Here is a 20,387-nt window from a genome sequence, read left to right as displayed (position 1 = left end):
TTATTAACAGATTAAATATACTGCTAGGCCTATCATCAAAACTCCACAGGATTACCCTATGAGCAATCATACTGACTTGCCATCTACCCCCGAAGATAATGCCAATAATATGACAGAGAACACTGATACAAACCAAGCTACTACTGTAGAACAAGTAGAAAACACACAAGAAAGTAGAAAAATAGGAGAGTCGTTAACAGCTATTCAGCAGCAAGATAATGACGATGCCGACGAATCTGATAGCGATACTGATCTTGAAAATAACGATGCGATTGATGGGTTCTTTGCGCCAAGTAATAATGATGGCGTTGCTGAAGACTTTAAAGCAGGCTACGTAGCGATCATTGGTCGTCCAAACGTTGGCAAGTCGACTTTAATGAACCATTTGTTAGGCCAAAAGCTGTCGATTACCTCACGTAAGCCCCAAACGACTCGTCACCGCATTCATGGCATTTTGAGCACTCATGAAATGCAGGCAGTATTTGTAGATACGCCCGGTATTCATCGCAATGAAGTACGTGCTATCAATGAGCGTATGAATAAAGCTGCTGTATCAGCGCTGGTAGATGTAGATTTGGTACTGTTTGTGGTTGACTCAGACCAGTGGCGTGATGATGATTTATTGACCTTACAGAAGCTTGGTGATACTAACTTGACTGTCGTATTGGTCATTAATAAAGCAGATACGTTAAAAGATAAAGGGTCTATTCTGCCACTGATTGAAACTTTCAGTGACAGCTTTGACTTTGCCGACATCGTACCGGTCTCAGCTCTAAAGAACCAAAACCTAGATCGTCTTGAGGAAGTTATTGCTTCGCACCTACCAAAGGCGACGCCAATTTATGACACTGAACAAATCACTGACCGCTCAGAGAGATTTTTAGCCAGTGAGATTATCCGCGAAAAAATTATGCGTAGCGCTGGTGATGAAGTGCCTTATGATTTAACCGTACAGATTGACGAGTTCAAAGATGAAGCGGCTCATATGGATCCTAAAACAGGTCGTCCACGTAAAGCATGTACTTTCATCGATGCAACAATATATGTAGAACGTAATGGCCAAAAAGCCATCGTGATTGGTGAAAAAGGTCAGCGTATCAAGCAAGTTGGTATGGACGCCCGTAAAGATATGGAAAAGTTATTTGATAAAAAAGTAATGTTAACTCTATGGGTAAAAGTCAAGCGTGGTTGGTCTGATGATGAGCGTGCATTAACAAGCTTGGGTTATTGATTAAACTAAACATCAAGTCTGGACATGATGTTGAGGTAACAAACAATGCGCAATGAAGTATTAATAGGTTATTTATTACATCAGCGACCTTATCAAGAAAAACGTGCGCTTTACTATTTGTTTTCCGAGCAACATGGTGTAGTGCACGGTATTGGTAAAAAGGGTGCACCTCTCTTTGAGCCGTTACAACTGTTTGCAACGGGCAAGCGTGATTTAAAAACCTTTAGTCAGATTAATTTGATGCCAGCAGAGGATGACTCTACAGAGTCTACTACGGCCACTAAGCCATCACGTTATCAACAGATAAGCGGTCAGCAACAGTACGCTGCATTATATTTAAATGAGATATTGTGGAAGTTGTTGCCTAGCGAAGATCCAATGCCAGTATTATGGCGACATTATCAAAACAGCTTATTACAGCTAAAGCAGCCGTTAGCAGCGGATGCGTTGAGATTATGCTTACGCCAATTTGAATCTCATTTATTCGAAGAGCTGGGCTTTTCTTTAACGTTAACGCATGACAATATGCTAGCACCTATTGAGCCTGATACTGATTATCGGTTTTTGTCTGATGTAGGTTTTGTTGTTACTTTTCAACCTGATAAAACGACAATTAATGCATTACAAACAGTTTTCAGTGGGGCTGATATTATAAAAATGGCACAACTGGGCATTACTGACGCGACGCTAAGCAATTGGTCAAGGCTACATAGACATCTGATTGATCATCTGCTTGACTATCAGCCATTACAAAGTCGCTTACTATGGCAACAGCAGCAGCGTTACCAATAATAAAGCAGTCATTTGTTTAACATATAGCTGTTTAAATCAATATTAAATGTGACGCTATTTTAGCATTATCATCTATACGTCAATCAGATTTCGTTTTTAAAAGGATTTCTTATGGTCACCTCTTCACAAAACTCAGTAAACAGACCGCTATTAGGTGTCAACGTTGATCATGTAGCAACCTTACGTCAAGCGCGTGGTGTCAACTATCCTAGCCCTTTAGAGGCAGTATTATTATGCGAGCAAGCAGGCGCAGATGGCATTACTATACATTTACGTGAAGATCGTCGTCATATCCAAGACTCAGATGTGTATGAGATAGCGAGACAATTGACTACTAGGTTGAATCTGGAGATGGCAGCAACTTCTGAAATGCTATCTATTGCTTGCGAAGTTAAACCATTTTGGGTTTGCTTAGTACCTGAAAAGCGTGCGGAGCTAACTACTGAGGGAGGGTTGGACGTTGCAGGGCAAATCACTCATCTGAAAAAATACATCAATGAGTTACATGCAGCAGGTATTAAGGTCTCTTTATTTATCGATCCAGATGAGGTCCAAATTGCTGCAGCAGTTGCTTGTCATGCTGATGCTATTGAGCTGCATACCGGTACTTATGCCGAGGTAGGTTTGGCTGGAGATTTTGATGCGCAGAATGTTGAGCTACAACGTATTAAACAAGCAGTGATTGTCGCAAAAAATTTAGATGATAAATTGCTAATTAATGCAGGTCATGGTCTAACTCGTGACAATGTTAATGCGATTGCACAAATTGACGATATTTATGAGCTGAACATTGGGCACGCATTGATTGCCGATGCAATATTTGTAGGGTTGTCGCAAGCAGTGACTATGATGAAAACTGCGATGTATGAGTGATTTTCTATACAGGGTTGAATCTGATAGTGACTAACTAATATTGTTATGATAGATGTTATATTTATAAACAGTCAGTAGGATGTATATCATTAGGCTTGTATCTAATGATACCACCTTGATTAAATGAGATCTGATACATAGCTTGACCATAAGTTGAGCTTGGACAGTATTTTATATGACCAAAATGCCCACGTGGTTTACCGCTATCTCCCCAAAACTTAGTATAATGGCGCTTATTTCCTACTCGCAAACTTAGGGTGCTGTATTTAGGGTTCAAAGATTCCTCTTTTAATAGCACATCAACCTGAACATCAAAATGCTTATTATTGTTATTGTCTACAAATAATAGAAGCTTTTTATAGCTATCTCGGTGGCAACGCCCTCCTGAATTAGATAGGCAAACCAACAAATTCTGTCTTCTTATAAAGCTCTCAGCTTTTGCTATCTTAAGCGTGGTCTCTAATTGATTTTTAATACGTTTAGCTTCCATACTTGCCAGTTGGGTTAAAATGGCTGGAGCTGCTATGGTAGCGATAATGGCTAAAATTGCTATTGTTACTATGAGTTCTACAAGATTAAATCCTTTTTGATTATAGTGTTTAGAAAGGTTTTTGATAGCTTTTAAATGGTCAATGACAATGAAATTAAGCAAACCAGGGTTTGATATCTGCTGAGTAGGGCATGGCGTATTATGTCGCTTAGTCATATATAGTCATTACCTATAATGATGGATTTATTGTGTGAGCTAACTTGATTGGACTTATAATTTTAAATAAACATTCATTCTTCTATTTTGCCTTATATAAAGCATTAGATTTCTAAAACGTACTGACTTCTCTACACTTACAAATTTTTTACATCGTTATCTTGGTTATTGAATCAAATAATGTTCATTGTTTTAATATAAACAAAATATAGTACAACTGTCAAAAAATGTTTCAATTAGTGAAAACACATCTTTTGTAATAGAGAAAAAAATACAATTGTATTAAACTGATGACAGACAATAGATACAACCAGAGTTACTTCTATTGCGAATTAGCATTCAAAAGACTAAAATTGCAACGTGTGTTAGTTCTTAGTAAAATAAGCAGGCTATTGTGTTTTAGTTGCAACACTATCGTGTAATAATGTGTAGCTGCCTAACGAAAAAAGTTGTAAACTTAATTGATAGTCGATAAGCTACTTCCTAATTAGTTTTGTTGTATAATTATGCATTCGTAAAAGATGTCTACTTTTATTACATCTTAGGAAGCGGTTTTGCTTAACGCATCACTCAAATCATCCTTTGGAGGAAGTCCATGAAATTGAATAAAATTGCTCTAGCTCTAGTTGCCGTAGCAGCTGCACCTTTAGCAGCTAATGCTGGCGTTACTATCAGCCCATTACTACTTGGTTATCACATGACTGAAGAGTTCAGTGATACTAGTGATAAGCAGCGTGATATCTTAAAGACTGGTAAAGACCTATATATCGATGCCAACGGTAACTCGATCGATGGTCGTGGTGGTAATGTACCGAATGGTGGCGTAGCTAAAGAAAGCAGCCTTTACACTGGTGCTGCTCTAGGTATCGAGCTTACTCCTTCTACTCAGTTCCAAGTAGAGTATGGCGTAACAAGTGCTAACGGTGAAGCTTCTGAAGATTCTGCAGATGCTGGTGTTAACCGTTTTGATATCGAACAAACTATGATTTCTGGTAACTTCTTAATCGGTACTGAAGAATTTACTGGTTATACTGATAGTGCGTTCAAACCATATGTTCTAATTGGTGCTGGTCAGTCTAAGATTGAAGTTGAAAACCAAGAAACTTATGATACTGCACAAGGTTCTTCTGTAGGTCGTGTTGAGGCTGGTACTGAAGTTTCATCATCTAAAGATACTATCGGTAACCTAGGTCTAGGTGCTATGTATCGCATCAACGACGCTTTAAGCCTACGTGGTGAAGCTCGTGCGATTCATAACTTTGATAACAACTGGTGGGAAGGCATGGCTTTGGCCGGTCTAGAAGTTGTACTTGGTGGCCATTTATCACCAACAGTAGCAGTACCACCACAAGTAGAGCCTGAAGTTTCTGTTCCACCAGTGGTAATCGTTGAGCAAGACGTTGATTCAGACGGCGATGGCGTACCTGATAGCATCGATGAATGCCCAGGAACTCCAATGAACGTAGTAGTCGATGAGCGCGGTTGCCCAGTAGCAGTAGATATTACTGACGAGCTGAAAATGGAACTACGTGTATTCTTTGATAACGACAAATCAGCTATCAAAGACCAGTACAAAACTGAAATCTCTAAAGTAGCAGAGAAGATGCGTGAGTATCCTAACTCTAGCGCTCGTGTAGAAGGTCATGCTTCTAAAACTGGTCCTTCAGCACGCTATAACCAACGTCTATCTGAAGCCCGTGCAGTTGCTGTGAAATCTATGTTGACTAACGAATTTGGTATTGCTCCAAACCGTCTATCAACAGTTGGTTACGGTTATGACCGTCCAATCGCTCCAAACGATACTGAAGAAGGTCGTGCTATGAACCGTCGTGTTTATGCCATCATTACTGGTGACAAAACAATGACTGTTGAGCAAACTAAAGACATGGTTATTCAATAATATATAACTAGTTAGTTATGTTCTAAATCATAAAGTTACAAAAAAAGCTGCCTATTAGGTGGCTTTTTTTTGTTTAAGTACTCAGATAAATAACTTATTGCATAAATTTATAATGTAATAATGTTATACTAGCCGCCCAAACACTTTGTAGATTGACAAAGTGTACATTAGCATAGCTATCTGTACGATGGATTTATCAGTATAGAAATTCTACTTTGCCAGCATTTCTTATCCCACTACCCCTATTGCGTAGTCATTTGATAGTAAAGTAAAAATATCTATCTGCTTTATGATAAAAGTTTCTCCAGCGGCGCTTACTGCTACTGCATTTTATTAAGACAAAACGAGCATTTTATATGGCGAACGATATCAAACACCTGCGTAACATTGCAATTATTGCCCACGTTGATCACGGTAAAACAACGCTAGTTGATAAATTATTACATCAATCTGGTACTTTTGGCGATCGTGCAAACATTGCTGAACGTGCAATGGATTCAGGTGATATTGAGCAAGAACGTGGTATTACCATTTTGGCTAAAAATACAGCCATTCGTTGGACAGACAGCACTGACGATACTGAATATCGTATTAACATTGTTGACACTCCAGGTCACGCCGATTTCGGTGGTGAAGTTGAGCGTGTAATGTCAATGGTTGACTGTGTACTTCTAGTCGTTGATGCTGTTGATGGACCAATGCCTCAAACCCGTTTCGTGACTCAAAAAGCGTTTGAGCAAGGCTTGAAACCAATTGTTGTTATTAACAAAATTGATCGTCCTGGTGCACGTCCTGATTGGGTGATGGATCAGATTTTTGATTTATTTGACAACTTAGGTGCAACTGATGAGCAATTAGATTTTCCAGTTGTTTATGCATCAGCGCTGAATGGTATTGCAGGTCTAGAAGCAGATAATTTAGCTGATGACATGACGCCGTTATTTAAAACTATCGTTGATGTTGTACAGCCACCACAGGTTGATGCAGATGCGCCATTCCGCATGCAAATCTCAAGCCTTGATTTTAATAGCTTCGTTGGTGTTATCGGTATTGGCCGTATCCAGCGTGGTAAAGTTAAAACCAACACGCAAGTGACTGTAATCGACAAGAATGGCAACACGCGTAACGGCCGTATCCTAAAGATTATGGGTTACCACGGTTTGGATCGTATCGAAGTAGAAGATGCACAAGCGGGTGATATCATCTGTATTACAGGTATTGATGCGCTTAATATTTCAGATACTATTTGCGATCCTAACCACGTTGAAGCATTGCCAGCATTGACCGTTGACGAACCAACCGTATCGATGAACTTCCAAGTGAATAACTCACCGTTCGCTGGTCGTGACGGCAAGTTTGTGACCTCACGTAATATTCGTGAGCGTCTTGAGCGTGAATTGATTCATAACGTAGCATTACGTGTAGAAGATACAGAGTCTCCTGATAAATTCAAAGTATCAGGTCGAGGTGAGCTTCATCTATCTGTACTTATCGAAAACATGCGCCGTGAAGGTTTTGAGATGGGTGTTTCAGGCCCAGAAGTTATCGTTAAAGAAGTTGATGGTAAGTTACAAGAGCCGTATGAAAACGTTGTCTTCGATATCGAAGATGAGCATCAAGGTTCTATCATGGAGCAGGTCGGCTTGCGTAAAGGCGAGATGACCAATATGGAGCTTGATGGTAAAGGTCGTATGCGTATCGAAGCGACTATGCCTGCACGTGGTTTGATTGGTTTCCGCTCTGAATTCTTAACCTTGACTTCAGGTACCGGTATCATGACGTCAAGTTTCTCACATTACGGTCCACAAAAGATCGGTGATGTTGGTGGTCGCTCGAATGGCGTCTTAGTTTCTATGGCGAAGGGTGTTTGCTTAGGTTTTGCTCTATTTAACCTACAAAAACGCGGTAAATTATTTGCTGAGCCACAGCTTGAAGTTTACGAAGGTATGATCGTTGGTCTTAACTCACGTAACGATGATATGGCCGTTAACCCAACGACTGCTAAGCAGTTAACCAACGTTCGTGCCAGTGGTACTGATGAAGCGCTAACGCTAACGCCAGCGGTTAAGTTTACGCTTGAGCAAGCACTTGAATTCATTCAAGATGATGAATTAGTAGAAGTCACGCCAAAAGCGATTCGTCTACGTAAGCGTTATTTGACTGAAAGTGAGCGTAAGCGTTATGGTCGTAAGAAAGGTGCTTAATATCAATCTTCATTGATAAAATAGTTAAATAATAAAAAGGGCTAACTCAATGAGTTAGCCCTTTTTGTTGGTTTTGTTTTTATTCTATTTTGCTTTAATCCGAGCTAAAATATTTAAAGTGAGAAGTTAGGTTTTAAGGTTGATTAACGATCACATAATCATTGGTATTAATCAAAATCTCTGATGGACGATCAACAACGATACGTACGACATTATCGTTAACACTTTGTGATTTATAAAAATTATCTTCAGCAACCGTACAACCTAAGCAGCGCGCCATAGCATCCCAAGGTTCAACGAATAGTTTTTGCTGAGCTTGATCAGCATTACCACCGATAAGGGAGAAGGGCAGGCTCACAAGATAAGCGGCGGTACCAGCGACTGCGGTGACTAGCTGTAAGGGCTTACCAACGACTGTATCGACTATCATCGTATCATAAGATGGGCCAAAGTCGCCCTCATCTATCTCTATCGCGGCCGAGGCAGGCTGTGTGAACGCTACAATGAAGCTTACGCTTAGAATAGCGGTAAGAAGCTTACTCTTAACAATGCGTTGGGTATTGGCATTAACAGTCATCATGATTTCCTAAAACGTGTAAGCGGTATGAATAATGAGCACTGCTGGTTAAAAGTAATCATAAAACAGCATTGCTTACTTATTAAAGCAAGATGCGTGCCGATAAGCAACATAAAAGCACGTTACACTGTTTTTTGTCTTATATATTATGATAGAACTTTGTTTATTAAATCCGCTGACAACTTGGACAAAATACACTAGCGCGCCCATTGATTTTAATATTATCAAGCGCAGTATCACAATGCGGACATGATTCGCCTTGTTTACCATAGACGTTTAAAGTTTGCTGAAAGTAGCCAGTTTGCCCACTTGCTACTGTGAAATCACGTAATGTTGAACCACCAAGCTTAATGGCTCGTTGTAGTATGATCTTAATATGATCAACCAAAATTACTATTTGATTGTAAGATAAGTTGTGCGCTGGGGTAGCAGGATGTATGGCTGCCAAATATAGACTTTCTGTCGCATAGATATTTCCGACGCCAACGACAACTTGCTGTTCCATAATTACTGATTTGATAGCACGGGTGATAGGGCGTTTCTTAGTTTTCTTGTCCGTCGTTTCATCACCATTACTACGTTGAATCAGCTGGTATAAATAGTCAGCAGTGAAATCGGCTGATAACGGCTCAGGACCTAGATGATCTAAAAGCTTGGCACTATAATCCTTATACCATAACACAGCTCCAAAACGTCTGGGATCATGGTAATGCAGTTGCGACTGTATGCCGTAAGCATTGTCAAAAGTGATTACTAAATGATCATGCTTACGTTTATCAGTACCAACGGGATGTTGTTGCAAACTTCCTGACATTCCTAAGTGTATTATCAGCTTACGTTGACGTAAAGAGTTGCTCTCAGTCATAGTTTGACTGTTTTCTACAAGCTCTGCGTTCGGTATAAAGGTAAGGATTAGATATTTTGCGCGGCGCTCTACGTTCTGCAAAGTATAATCAATCAGAGCGTCTAAGTCGGCAGGCATAGGCCAACGCAATTTTGGCTGAAACACTTCTACAGCGGTTAGTCTTTGCTCCAATAAAGGCGCAAGACTGGTTTTAGTGGTTTCAACTTCAGGTAATTCAGGCATAGTAATTTTCTATAAAAATTTGGAAAGCATTAATTAAAAGTTAAGTTATTAGCTGCATATAACAATATTATTTAAAATAGAAGTTCAGTCATGCAGGAGATATATTCATGATTAATGCATATATCTCCTGCATGACTACTGTTGATTATTTACCACTAGGCAACAGAACGACGCGCGTGCAGAATTCCCGGTTGCTGCTCAAGTTTGGCAAGTAGTTTGGATAAATGGGCTAAACCTGACACTTCAATATGGAACTTTAAAGAAGCGATATTGTCATCAGTGCTTAGAGTCTCAACCTTACGTATGTTGACACTCTCTTTATCAATAACTTGGGTCAAATCACGTAACAGTCCACGTCTATCATAGGCTTCAATATGGATATCAACGGGTTGATAACGACCGGATTTAGATTTCCAAGCGGCACTTATTTCTCGTTCAGGATCACGTTCGATCAAGCGTATATATTCAGGGCAACCGCGATTATGAACACTAACGCCACGAGATAAAGTAATGTAACCAGAGATTGGCTCACCGTGCACAGGGTGACAGCAACCTGCTAGATTAATCTCAATATTATCAAGACCATCAATACAGATTTTATACGCGTCAAGCTTCCCTGTAGCTTTTGGGTCAACACTAGGTGCATATTCTTCTTTTTCTTTTTCAGGCTCAAGATGCAGCTGACGAGAAATATGTCCGGTCAGTTGATGCAGGCCTATATCTCCTGTGACTAGGCCTACGATAATATCGTCAGTGGTGTTGACGTGAAAGAACTGGGTGTAGTCATTCAAGTCAATGCTATTAGGATGTACTGACAGGCGCTCAAGCTCCTTACTAAGCATCTGTTTGCCAATTTCAATATTCTTATCACGGTCTTGCTTATTGAACCATTGGCGTAATTTAGAGCGTGCACGATTGGTATGGATATAACCGAGTGCAGCCACTAGCCAATCACGATTGGGCTCGCGTGATGCTTTAGTAATAATCTCAACTTGCTCACCAGTTTTTAGCTGATAAGTTAAAGGCACATAACGCTGGTTTACCCGAGCAGCTTGGGCGCGATTGCCTACTTGTGTGTGAACGTAATAGGCAAAATCGAGCACGGTAGCGCCTTTTGGTAGCTCAGTGATGTCGCCGTCTCGGCTAAAAATATAGATTCTTTCAAGCTCATCGAAATCGACGATTGGCTCTTCATCTTCAAATTCGTTTAAACCATGATCATTAAAGTCACCATCTGTTTCTAGGCCTGAGCGTGTTTGATTGCGTGTCTCATTATTAACAGATAGTAGATGACGTAGGGAGCTGATTCTTTGAGTTAGATAGCTGTCTTTTTTCTTTTTTAGGCCTTCCTTATAATTGACATGTGCGCACATGCCAAGCTCGGCTTCAAAGTGCATGCCTTGTGTACGAATTTGTACTTCGAGTGATTTATTTTCAGCGATGACAGCCGTATGTAAAGAGCGGTAGCCATTCGGTTTTGGGTTAGTAATATAGTCATCGAACTGCTCAGGGATATAACGCCACAAGCCGTGTACCAATCCTAAAACATGATAACAATCTGATGGGTTTTCAACCAATACTCGCAGTGCTCGAATATCATAAAGCTGATCAAAAGATAAGCGCTTTAATTTCATTTTGCGGTAAATGGAGTAGATGTGCTTGACTCGTCCTGAAACATCAGCAGTAATATCAGATTCTGCTAAAGCCTCGTTGAGCTTGTCCTGTACCCGCTGAATATAATCCTCACGTTCGCTACGTTTTTCGGATAATAGCTTGGCAATCTCTTTATAACGCTCAGGAGCAAGGTAGCGAAAAGCTAAGTCTTCAAGCTCCCATTTTAGCTGAGCAATACCTAAACGGTGGGCCAGCGGGGCATAAATGGTCATTACTTCACGAGCTACACGTTGCTGGCGTTCCGGATTGGAAAATGACAACTCACGCATGGCAAAGGTACGTTCAGCAAGCTTAATAAGCACGACGCGCACATCGTTAGTCACTGAAATAAGCATACTGTAGATATTCGATAACTGGTCGCGCTGGTTATTAACGAAGTGATCTTCCAAGCGTTTGTTGCTCTCTATAATGGCAGATAGTTTTCCCATCGCCAAAGCGTCTTTAACTAAGGTCGCGATATCGGCACCAAAGTTTTGCTCGATTTCTACCAAACTGACTAGTGACTTACGTGCGCTACGATAGAGCATAGCCGCGACTAAAGCATCTTCGTCTTGATATAGATAGGTTAGAATATCAGCCATACCAATACCAGTAACATAAGCACCAGAACGCTCAGATTCGCTAGTGTTCATGCGACTGCGGATAAACTCGCAAGCAGTAGATAGATTAGGTACAGAGTCTTGACCAATACGTTTTGCAACGTTATCAAGCCAAGCAGGTACATCAATATTGGCTTGAGCCAAGTCATCGACATTGGATACTTCTGAGAGCATTTGAACGTTATCTAGAAGAATATGCTCTGAATATTCGTTTTCTAGCTTCGGATCATGATTATGATAAGAGTATCGGGCAGAGCGATCGAAAGTAGTATGGAGTTTGTGAGTTGCCAGCTGTTGTTTGATATCAAGCGGCACTTGAGCATAGCTATTAGCAGATTGATGAGAGCGCTGGCTGGCAACTAACTGTGCTGCCAATGCCGCACTATCAGCATGCGTTGTTTGTCCATCAATCAGCGGTAAACCTTCTCGAATCTTTACCATAGCCGGCTCCTCTTAGCTATCTTCGAAATTTCTTATTGTCTTACCTGCTATGCACAAACTCTCGTTCTAACCCGTAATAAATTATTATCGGATATAACCAACACCGCTGCAAAAGTCCATTTTTGCTAACGATGATAAAGAATTAATGCCCAGTATCTTAAGACTATAAGTGCAAATGCACACAATATTGTTTAACAATACGTATAAAGATTAAATAATACACATACAGACTGTATGGGTATTATTATGTCATTTTAAAGTTGTAATTCAAGCAAGGCTCTGTAGTGATAATGCATATAAGAGTAACTATATCCTAACAAGCTTTTGTTTGTTAAGAAAACGTCCCAGCTAAAGCAATAAAGAACCTAAAAATGTATTCAATAGCCCAGCCCAAATAAGTTAAGCTGCTACTTTTTCGAAGCGTGCGATTGACTCAACGTGCCCAGTATGACAAAACATATCCATCACTCCAGCATGAGTCAGACGATAACCTTGCTCCAATAGTGCTTTTGTATCACGAGCGAGAGTAGCAGGGTTGCAAGAGACATAAACAATCCGCTCAGCGTTAAACTTAGGTAAATACTGCATAATTTCCCAAGCGCCAGAGCGGGGTGGATCGATAAGTAATGCATCAAAGCCTTGATTAGCCCATGGTTTATCTGAGCAATCATGAGTCAAATCTTGAGTATAAAATTCAGTATTATGAATGTCATTGCGACGCGCATTCTCTGCTGCACGTGCAGTCATCGCATCACTACCTTCAACGCCTACGACTGAGCCAGTTTCACCGACGAGGCGTGCTAATGGCAAACTAAAATTGCCTAAGCCGCTGAATAAATCCAGTACACGTTCGCCCGCTTTTAGGTCTAATAATTCGCAAGCAAGCTTAGTCATCTGTCGATTAACAGATAGATTTACTTGGGTAAAGTCCGTAGGGATAAACTCAAAAGTAAGATTGTATTCTGGCAATTGATAATATAGACGCCCAAACTGCTCGGTCATATCATCAGCATCAGTTAAAGCAATACGTTTAATACTGTCAGCGCCTTTAGACTGTAAATATAACTGCCAGTTGCGTGCAGTAAAAAAGACTTTGAGCTTCTCTATATCTGCGTCAGATAAGGGAGCCAAGTTACGCACAATGAGTGCAACTGGCTGATTGCCATCGGGTAGCTCTGGCATCTGCTCACCCATCGCCAGCTCAAGCTGAGCAATTTTGTCACGGCTCTCAAGCGTACTAATAAGTGTTTTTAAATTCTCAATCTCAAAGCCAATGCGCGGATCTAAGATATGACACTCATTTAACTCTGCCAAAAAGTTACTTGAGCGCTCACGAAAGCCGACCAAAGCGGTTTCTTTTTTGGCGACATAGCGTACGCCCAATCGAGCTTTGGTGCGATAGCCAAGGCGATCACCCACTACCGGCGCAAGCCAAGTATCAGGCTCAACATTCGCTTGATGCACGAGCATCTCCGCAAGTACCGATTGTTTAAAGTTGATCTGACTATCTGGCTGCCAGTGTTGCAAGTTACAACCACCGCATACACCGAAGTGTGGGCAAGGCGGTACAGCGCGTTCAGGGTTTGGATTGGCAGTGATACTAATTGCGTCGCCTTCTTCAAAACTGGTACGGCTATTAGTTAGTTTCACTAAAGCACTTTCACCCGGTAAAGCAAAGCTGACAAAGACCTTTTTGCCATGCTTATCTTCTACATGACCATCGGCCTCACCAAAGCCATTGCCATATACCGCAACCCCGCGACCATCATGCGATAAGCCATCAATAGTAAAAGGTAGTGGCTCTGCCTCTTTTAGACGACGACGCGTCTTTGACGATGGTTTAGATTTTTTCTTATTAGGCGGGATAGTGATCGTTTGGGTATCGTTGACTTGTGACGTAGTATCAGGTGCTGTAGACGTTTGTGAATCGGTGGGTTGCATAAACCTGCCTTAATAATAAATGATAAATAACTAAAAGAATGATGGCGCGTGCTACTATTTATGGCGCTATTTCTATGACTCTGGTTTTTACAATTGGGGTGATTATGGCTTTGTTTTTTATGATTGGGGCGCAGATGACCAATCAGCAATAAACTCATGATGGCGAGCTTTGCCATCTGCTTGAGTGAATTTTGCCAAATAATCACGACTCTGCTGTTGCCAATAAGTATAAGACGGTGACGACAGCTTACCTGTCAGACGCAGCCAGCGTAAATATATCAGCCATGTATTCATGACATCAGATTCGCAATATATCGATAGCGTTTGCCAATCACCCTGGTTAACGAGTTCGCCAACCATGCTGCCATCCACATCAGTCTTACCGGGTAGGCCATATAGGCTTGCAACGACATCCATTGCTTCACGTCGACTCGCACCGTATTGGCTAAATCTGTCCATCAGATCCAAATGCTTTGTTTGAAAACGGTTGACGTAATTATCAAAACGCATACTTTTTATACGTTCGCCTTCCTCAAATAACCATGGGGCGGACAAATCGTATTGCATAGCACGGTAAATAAGAACCGGAATATCAAAGCCAGAGCCATTCCAACTAATCAGCTGTGGCAAGGTTTCAATATCATTAAATGCTCGAAAAAACTTGGCAAGAATATCTTTTTCGCTAAATTTATCTGCAGTTAAAGAAAACAAAGAAAACTGTCCATCTTTAATATATAACGCCGATATGCAGACAATACGTTGTAATGGTAAACGCATAAAGTCATGCCCAGCCTCTTGTATTCTGATCGCAGTCAATGCACTTAAAGCATCGGCATTGTTTAAATCAGCCAACTGCGGATAGATACGGCGTGCGGCGTCAGTATCTGCTACTGTCTCAATATCGAAAACCAGTATGGGATTAGCAGGTAGGGCATGTGACATAAATAATCCTAGTTACTTACTTATGCTTGCGTGCTGCTGTCATCAACATTATACAAGCCAGTTGATAGATAACGATCGCCACGATCACAGATAATAAAGGCAATAACGGCATCTGGGTTTTCTTTGGCAACTTGCGTAGCTGCCCATGCTGCTGCTCCTGATGAAACACCTGCAAAGATACCTTCAGTCTTCGACAGTTTACGCATATAGACTTCAGCGATACGCTGATCAATATCCATAACTTCATCGACTAAATCTGCTTCAAAGATACCGGGCATGTAGGCAGCAGGCCAGCGGCGGATACCAGCGATAGAAGCTTCTTCATCAGGTTGCAAACCGATAACTTTAATCGCAGGGTTTTGCTCTTTAAGATATTTTGACACGCCTGTGATAGTACCTGTAGTCCCCATTGAGCTAATAAAGTGGGTGATTTTACCATCAGTTTGTGCCCATAGCTCAGGACCCGTAGTCAGATAATGCGCTTGCTTATTATCAGGATTATTAAATTGATCTAATACGATACCCTGACCTTCAGATTGCATTTGTAGCGCTAAATCACGTGCTGCTTCTATTCCTTCGTCTACTTCAATCAAAGTAGCACCATAAGCTATCATCGCATCTTTGCGCTCTTGGGTAGAGTTGGTCGGCATCAGTAGTGTCATTGGATAACCGCGCATAGCGGCGACCATGGCTAAAGCAATGCCAGTATTGCCACTAGTTGCTTCAATCAAAGTGTCACCAGGCTTGATATCACCACGCTTCTCCGCTTGATAAATCATATTAAAAGCAGGACGATCCTTTACAGAACCTGCAGGATTATTACCTTCAAGTTTGGCCAATAACACCGCACCATTTATAATGTTTTCTTCTATAGGCAAACGATGTAATTTCACTAATGGCGTCTGACCAACGCAATCGGCAAGCTCAGTGACTTGAGTAATAAAGTTGGCGTTTGACATGGCCGTAGAGGACATAAGGTATCCTTGTTTATTTTCAAATAATAGTTTGTTTTTTTAAATATAGTTTTGGTTTTTGACTAAGTGTTTCCACAGCTACTAGCCGTGTTAGCTAATGATTGATATAAACGCTCATTAAAGCATTTCAATCATAAGAAAATGGCGACAATTAAAAATTTGCACCATTATATCATTTTGTTTTTAGCTACGCTGATAGCATCAAGATATTTTGGTAAACAAATAGTGCTAAAAACAAGGCTGTGCAAGTAAATTGCCTCCCAGTAATAACTATTAACCATAAATGATGAAGCGTTTTTTAGCTATTGGAATATAAGGTAAGCACTAAAATCCATAGCAAGTTGGCAACAACAATCTTCTAAGTTGTGATTTACAGTCGCTCATCAGCAATGATTTGCGATGACAACCTTTATATCTATAAATACTGTTAAAATACCTAAAATATTTAGAAAGTTAACTATTAGGGCATGTCCTCAATTCAATCGATTATCATCTAAATGGACTAAAAATGGCTAAATTTTGCCAAACAGCGTCAAATAGCTGGTTAATATCTCGATATTATCTGCGCTACCTTCCTTGTTTGACTGCAATTTATCTCATTTTTATCACCATTTTTAAAATGAGGACATGCCCTAGGCAAAACAGCTTATATTTGCTATTTATACATAGCATAAACGTCTGTAGGGATTAAATCTAACATGGCATACAAAAAACGCTTTGATACCAGTAGCGCCTATGGTCAGTTGATCATATTGGTGTTTTTGCCGATTTGTGTGTTGGCAGCGGTAGGTGGCATTCTAGTTTTTCATGAAACTATGCGTGCCAGTGAATCAGAGCAGGAGGCTTTAGCTGAAGCCGTGTTGATTCGTTATAAACCTATGGTAACTGAGCTGATCCCTGCATTGTTGGAGCAAGAACGTCAGCAGTCAAAAGCTAATGAGGAAAATTCTCAAAATATGGTTAGTGATATGGCAGCTGCTAGCCAAGCGGCACTTGAAAACAATATCCGACCTGAGAATCTACCCTTATCTCAAGTACATTCAGACCATTATATTAGTGCTCGTGGTGGTAGATTGAGTAGTGCAATTCTATCAGAAGAAGCGCTGGGAGGAATGCCTACCTCTCATTCATCTACTGCTCGAGTAATTGATGAAAGTCTCAGTGCGACAACTGATGCTCCTAAAGGCGCCATGGCAACATTGGTATCGATTCGCGATAGACTGAGTCGTATGCAGTCGGAACAGCATGTACAACGCATTGCAATTATCAATGAGAATGATCAGGTGCTCGCGACGGTAGGTTATGGGGTTAGTGAAAGCTGGCCTTTAATTGATACGTCGCAAAATTTTTTATCACAGCAAGCCACGCCTATTGGTACAGCTTATGGCAGCGTATTGGGTGATTTTGAAGGACAAAGATTGTGGCTGTTCGTCGATATGGATAATGAGCCGCTTTACATTGCGCGCTACCGTATCGCTATGGCGCTGGTTATTACCGGTCTCTTTACTATCTTAATCTTGCTGTTGAGTCTTAATATTTATGCCAAACGCTGGATTGCGCCTATTTATGAGCTGCGTTTGCAGCTACAGCGTACTCATGTAGATAATTTATATAAGCCTATTCCAGTAGAGTCCGATGGTGAATTAAACTTGCTGCAACAAGACTTGGTAAAAACTTTACGGCGCTTGCACTCAAGTTTTCAAGAATTGAAAGATCATGCTGAACAGACCGAGGATGACTTACGTCTGGCTTTTGATGAGATGGAAATGCAAAACATCTCTATTCGCAATGCGCGTGATGACGCGATTTCAACCAGCCAAGCCAAATCTGCATTTTTAGCCAATATTAGCCATGAGCTGCGGACACCGCTAAACAGTATCGATGGCTTTATTAATCTGCTGGCACGCCACGGTGAGCTAAATCCTGAGCAAGACTTATATGTGCATACGATTCGTAAATCGTCTGCGCATCTACTGGCGCTCGTGAATGATGTGTTGGACTTCTCTAAGATTGAAGCAGGTAAGTTGGTGCTTGATCGTCATGAGTTTGACCTTTACGACACCATATATGACGTGGTCGATATGCTCTCTCCAGTATCGGCGGAGAAAGGCCTACGTATGGCCGTGTTGTTCTACAATGATGTGCCAATGCGCATTGTGGGTGATGCCCTACGCCTTAAGCAGGTTTTGACCAATCTAGTCGGTAATGCCATTAAGTTTACAGATAGCGGTGATGTAGTAGTGCGGGTAAGCTTGGACGATCATCGCGATAATTATCTGATGATTAGTGTCCAAGATAGTGGTAAAGGGATTTCTCTAGCAGATCAAAAGATGTTATTTCAAAGCTTTAGCCAAGGCGATCCATCCATTACACGTCAGTATGGCGGCACAGGGCTGGGCCTTGTAATCTCTAAGCAATTAACGCGCCTTATGGGCGGTGATATTGGTTTTTATGATAACGCCCAAGAGAACATAGCCAATCAAGGGGCGACGTTTTGGTTCCGCATGCCAACTCATATCGATGTGTTAGAAGCGGCGACAGGGCAGACCATTGCATTACCGGTACTGGCGCCACTTGCCAGCGAAAATGATGAATTTAACGTCTTGGTTTGGATCAATCACAATGCTTCCAGACAAGTACTCAAAGCCAGCTTGCAGACTTTACCGATTAAGCTTACTCAAGCCAACTCTTTGCCAGGTGTGCTTGAGTCGCTTAAAGAGCAGGGCAATTATTGGGACTGGGTAATCGTTGATAATGATACTCAAGATGACATGATGGCACTGCTTAAACAAATTCGTTTGCATTATCAAGGTAAGCTCGCTGTCTTTGGCTATCAGGTTGCCGCCGATCAGGCACTATTAAACCGTTATCACGCCAATATCCTATATGAGCCGTTGGATAAAAGGCAGCTGTATGCCATGCTCGATACCCAAAAGAAAAGCGAACCAATCGAAGCGCAAGCACCGCGCTGGCATGGCGTGACTGTGCTTGCTGTAGACGATCATCTGCCCAATCTCTTGGTGTTAGATGCACTTCTCAGCGAGCTTGGCATTCACGTCATTACTGCCAATAGTGGCTTTGATGCTATTGAATTGATTAGTAAACAGCAAACTAAAAATATAAAAAATGCTAAACCTACTCAGCAAAGCTTATCCAACAAAACGCAGATTTCAAAAGCCCAAGCTCGTGCTCAAATCAATACAGCTTCTACTAATACTGCATCGACTACAGATATGCACACAGAAGAAAAATCAGCTAACTCAAAAAATAAGGCGCAAGATAAGGCACAGGATAAAGACAGTATCGATCTTATCTTTATGGATATCCAAATGCCGCGCATGTCAGGACGCGAGGCAGCGCAGCAAATTCGCAAAATCGAAGTCGGTGATAGTCATATTCCTATTATTGCGTTAACCGCGCATGGATTATCTGATGAGCGTGACAAGCTGCTTGCGTGCGGTATCGATGATTATGTTGGCAAACCAATCAGCCAACCGCAATTGTTACAAGTGCTACAAAAATGGTTAGGGCGCACGTCAACCACACAAAGTCTGAGCACAGTTACGCCTGCTGATAATATTGATGGCGAAGCTTCTAAAGTCATAGCTCCTGAGATCATAGATAGTGCTAGTGTCAGCACGCTAAAAAGCACGCCAGCAGATAAAGTAGTGCCGCGCCCATTATCATTAAAGAAAATTCGTGACGATTATATGCGGGATATTCAACCTCGTGATGATTATATGCGAGAACCGCAACGTGTTACTCAGCCGCGTTATCAAGGCTTACAATACCAAGACCAACTGCAAGAGTCTTCCAGCGAACAAGATGGGCAATCACAAGAGCAGTCGTCAAAAGACAACGGTTGGAAGAGTAGTGCTATTGATGGATTAAAGGTATTGGACTGGGAAGACGCCTTGACCCGTTCGGCGAATAAGCCAGATCTTGCTGCTAAGCTAATCATTATGATGATTGATACGATTGCAGATGAAAAAGACGCCTTGGCTCAAGCATGGCAGGCACGAGACCGAAACATGCTCGCGCAAGTTGCGCATCGAATTTTAGGTGCAAGTCGTTACACTGGTGTTCCGCAATTACGCCAAGCTAGCCAAGACTTAGAAGATAAGTGCTTATTAAATGTACAACACACTACGCCAGCACAGTTTGCAATGCTCAAGCCTTATCATGAAGCCCTATTGCTCGCGTTGACCAATTTACAGATGCTTGATCTATCTCCATACCCGCAATTGACCTATCACCGTCTAAGCGAAAATGATATGACATGGAAGATGATTTAATGAGAATAAAAAATAAGTTGAATAAATATTGGCTAAAATAATAGGCTAGATAAGTAGTAAATAGCTATTTGATAAGTTATTTATAATGTCATGGAAACGTGTTTTTAAACATAAAGATATTGATAGCGCTACAGTCAATTATTCGTAAGGT

Annotated in this window: 13 protein-coding genes; 6 read left to right on the top strand and 7 right to left on the bottom strand. The window is 41.2% G+C overall.

What is annotated here, in order from left to right; genetic code table 11:
* Positions 1 to 58: 58 nt before the first annotated feature.
* From era to AAEY87_RS00335, 3 genes are all read left to right on the top strand, one after another.
* Positions 59 to 1,231: a GTPase Era gene (gene era / locus AAEY87_RS00345; RefSeq protein ID WP_350655457.1), complete on the top strand. Its 1,173-nt coding sequence runs from the start codon at positions 59 to 61 to the stop codon at positions 1,229 to 1,231.
* Between the two features lie 45 nt (positions 1,232 to 1,276).
* Positions 1,277 to 2,023: a DNA repair protein RecO gene (gene recO / locus AAEY87_RS00340; protein WP_350655456.1), complete on the top strand. Its 747-nt coding sequence runs from the start codon at positions 1,277 to 1,279 to the stop codon at positions 2,021 to 2,023.
* 111 nt (positions 2,024 to 2,134) lie between these two features.
* Positions 2,135 to 2,896: a pyridoxine 5'-phosphate synthase gene (locus AAEY87_RS00335; RefSeq protein WP_068325862.1), complete on the top strand. Its 762-nt coding sequence runs from the start codon at positions 2,135 to 2,137 to the stop codon at positions 2,894 to 2,896.
* A gap of 61 nt (positions 2,897 to 2,957) precedes the next feature.
* Here AAEY87_RS00335 and AAEY87_RS00330 read toward each other — a convergent pair whose 3' ends face one another.
* A complete protein-coding gene (locus AAEY87_RS00330) occupies positions 2,958 to 3,602 on the bottom strand; it encodes a GspH/FimT family protein (RefSeq protein ID WP_082785607.1) in 645 nt (214 codons plus the stop codon).
* A 595-nt stretch (positions 3,603 to 4,197) separates the two neighbouring features.
* Here AAEY87_RS00330 and AAEY87_RS00325 point away from each other — a divergent pair.
* Positions 4,198 to 5,502, top strand: coding sequence for an OmpA family protein (locus AAEY87_RS00325; protein ID WP_068325863.1), 1,305 nt, complete (start codon positions 4,198 to 4,200; stop codon positions 5,500 to 5,502).
* Between the two features lie 356 nt (positions 5,503 to 5,858).
* On the top strand, positions 5,859 to 7,706 hold the full coding sequence (gene typA, locus AAEY87_RS00320) for a translational GTPase TypA (RefSeq protein WP_068034356.1): 1,848 nt from the start codon (positions 5,859 to 5,861) through the stop codon (positions 7,704 to 7,706).
* Positions 7,707 to 7,839: 133 nt separating this feature from the next.
* Here the strand turns inward: typA and AAEY87_RS00315 are convergent, their stop codons facing one another.
* The 6 genes from AAEY87_RS00315 to cysM form a co-directional block, all read right to left on the bottom strand.
* Positions 7,840 to 8,286 carry a hypothetical protein gene (locus tag AAEY87_RS00315; protein WP_228138900.1) on the bottom strand — a complete coding sequence of 149 codons (447 nt, stop codon included), beginning with the start codon at positions 8,284 to 8,286 and terminating at the stop codon, positions 7,840 to 7,842.
* Between the two features lie 163 nt (positions 8,287 to 8,449).
* On the bottom strand, positions 8,450 to 9,370 hold the full coding sequence (gene mutM, locus AAEY87_RS00310) for a bifunctional DNA-formamidopyrimidine glycosylase/DNA-(apurinic or apyrimidinic site) lyase (protein WP_350655454.1): 921 nt from the start codon (positions 9,368 to 9,370) through the stop codon (positions 8,450 to 8,452).
* A 155-nt stretch (positions 9,371 to 9,525) separates the two neighbouring features.
* Positions 9,526 to 12,084, bottom strand: coding sequence for a RelA/SpoT family protein (locus AAEY87_RS00305; protein WP_350655452.1), 2,559 nt, complete (start codon positions 12,082 to 12,084; stop codon positions 9,526 to 9,528).
* Positions 12,085 to 12,483: 399 nt separating this feature from the next.
* On the bottom strand, positions 12,484 to 14,025 hold the full coding sequence (rlmD, locus tag AAEY87_RS00300) for a 23S rRNA (uracil(1939)-C(5))-methyltransferase RlmD (RefSeq protein WP_350655451.1): 1,542 nt from the start codon (positions 14,023 to 14,025) through the stop codon (positions 12,484 to 12,486).
* A 117-nt stretch (positions 14,026 to 14,142) separates the two neighbouring features.
* Positions 14,143 to 14,967: a 3'-5' exonuclease gene (locus AAEY87_RS00295; protein WP_068034364.1), complete on the bottom strand. Its 825-nt coding sequence runs from the start codon at positions 14,965 to 14,967 to the stop codon at positions 14,143 to 14,145.
* A 20-nt stretch (positions 14,968 to 14,987) separates the two neighbouring features.
* The gene (gene cysM, locus AAEY87_RS00290; RefSeq protein WP_350655450.1) at positions 14,988 to 15,941 is read right to left on the bottom strand and encodes a cysteine synthase CysM; all 954 of its coding nucleotides are present in this window, start codon (positions 15,939 to 15,941) and stop codon (positions 14,988 to 14,990) included.
* Between the two features lie 698 nt (positions 15,942 to 16,639).
* Here cysM and AAEY87_RS00285 point away from each other — a divergent pair.
* Complete coding sequence (locus AAEY87_RS00285) at positions 16,640 to 20,236, top strand: hybrid sensor histidine kinase/response regulator (RefSeq protein ID WP_350655449.1); 3,597 nt, start codon at positions 16,640 to 16,642, stop codon at positions 20,234 to 20,236.
* The last annotated feature ends 151 nt before the right edge of the window (positions 20,237 to 20,387 follow it).

The sequence above is a fragment of the Psychrobacter sp. S1-30-MNA-CIBAN-0213 genome (assembly GCF_040309845.1).
In the GTDB taxonomy this organism is placed as follows: Bacteria; Pseudomonadota; Gammaproteobacteria; order Pseudomonadales; family Moraxellaceae; genus Psychrobacter.
This window is presented reverse-complemented; position numbering and strand designations above follow the sequence as displayed.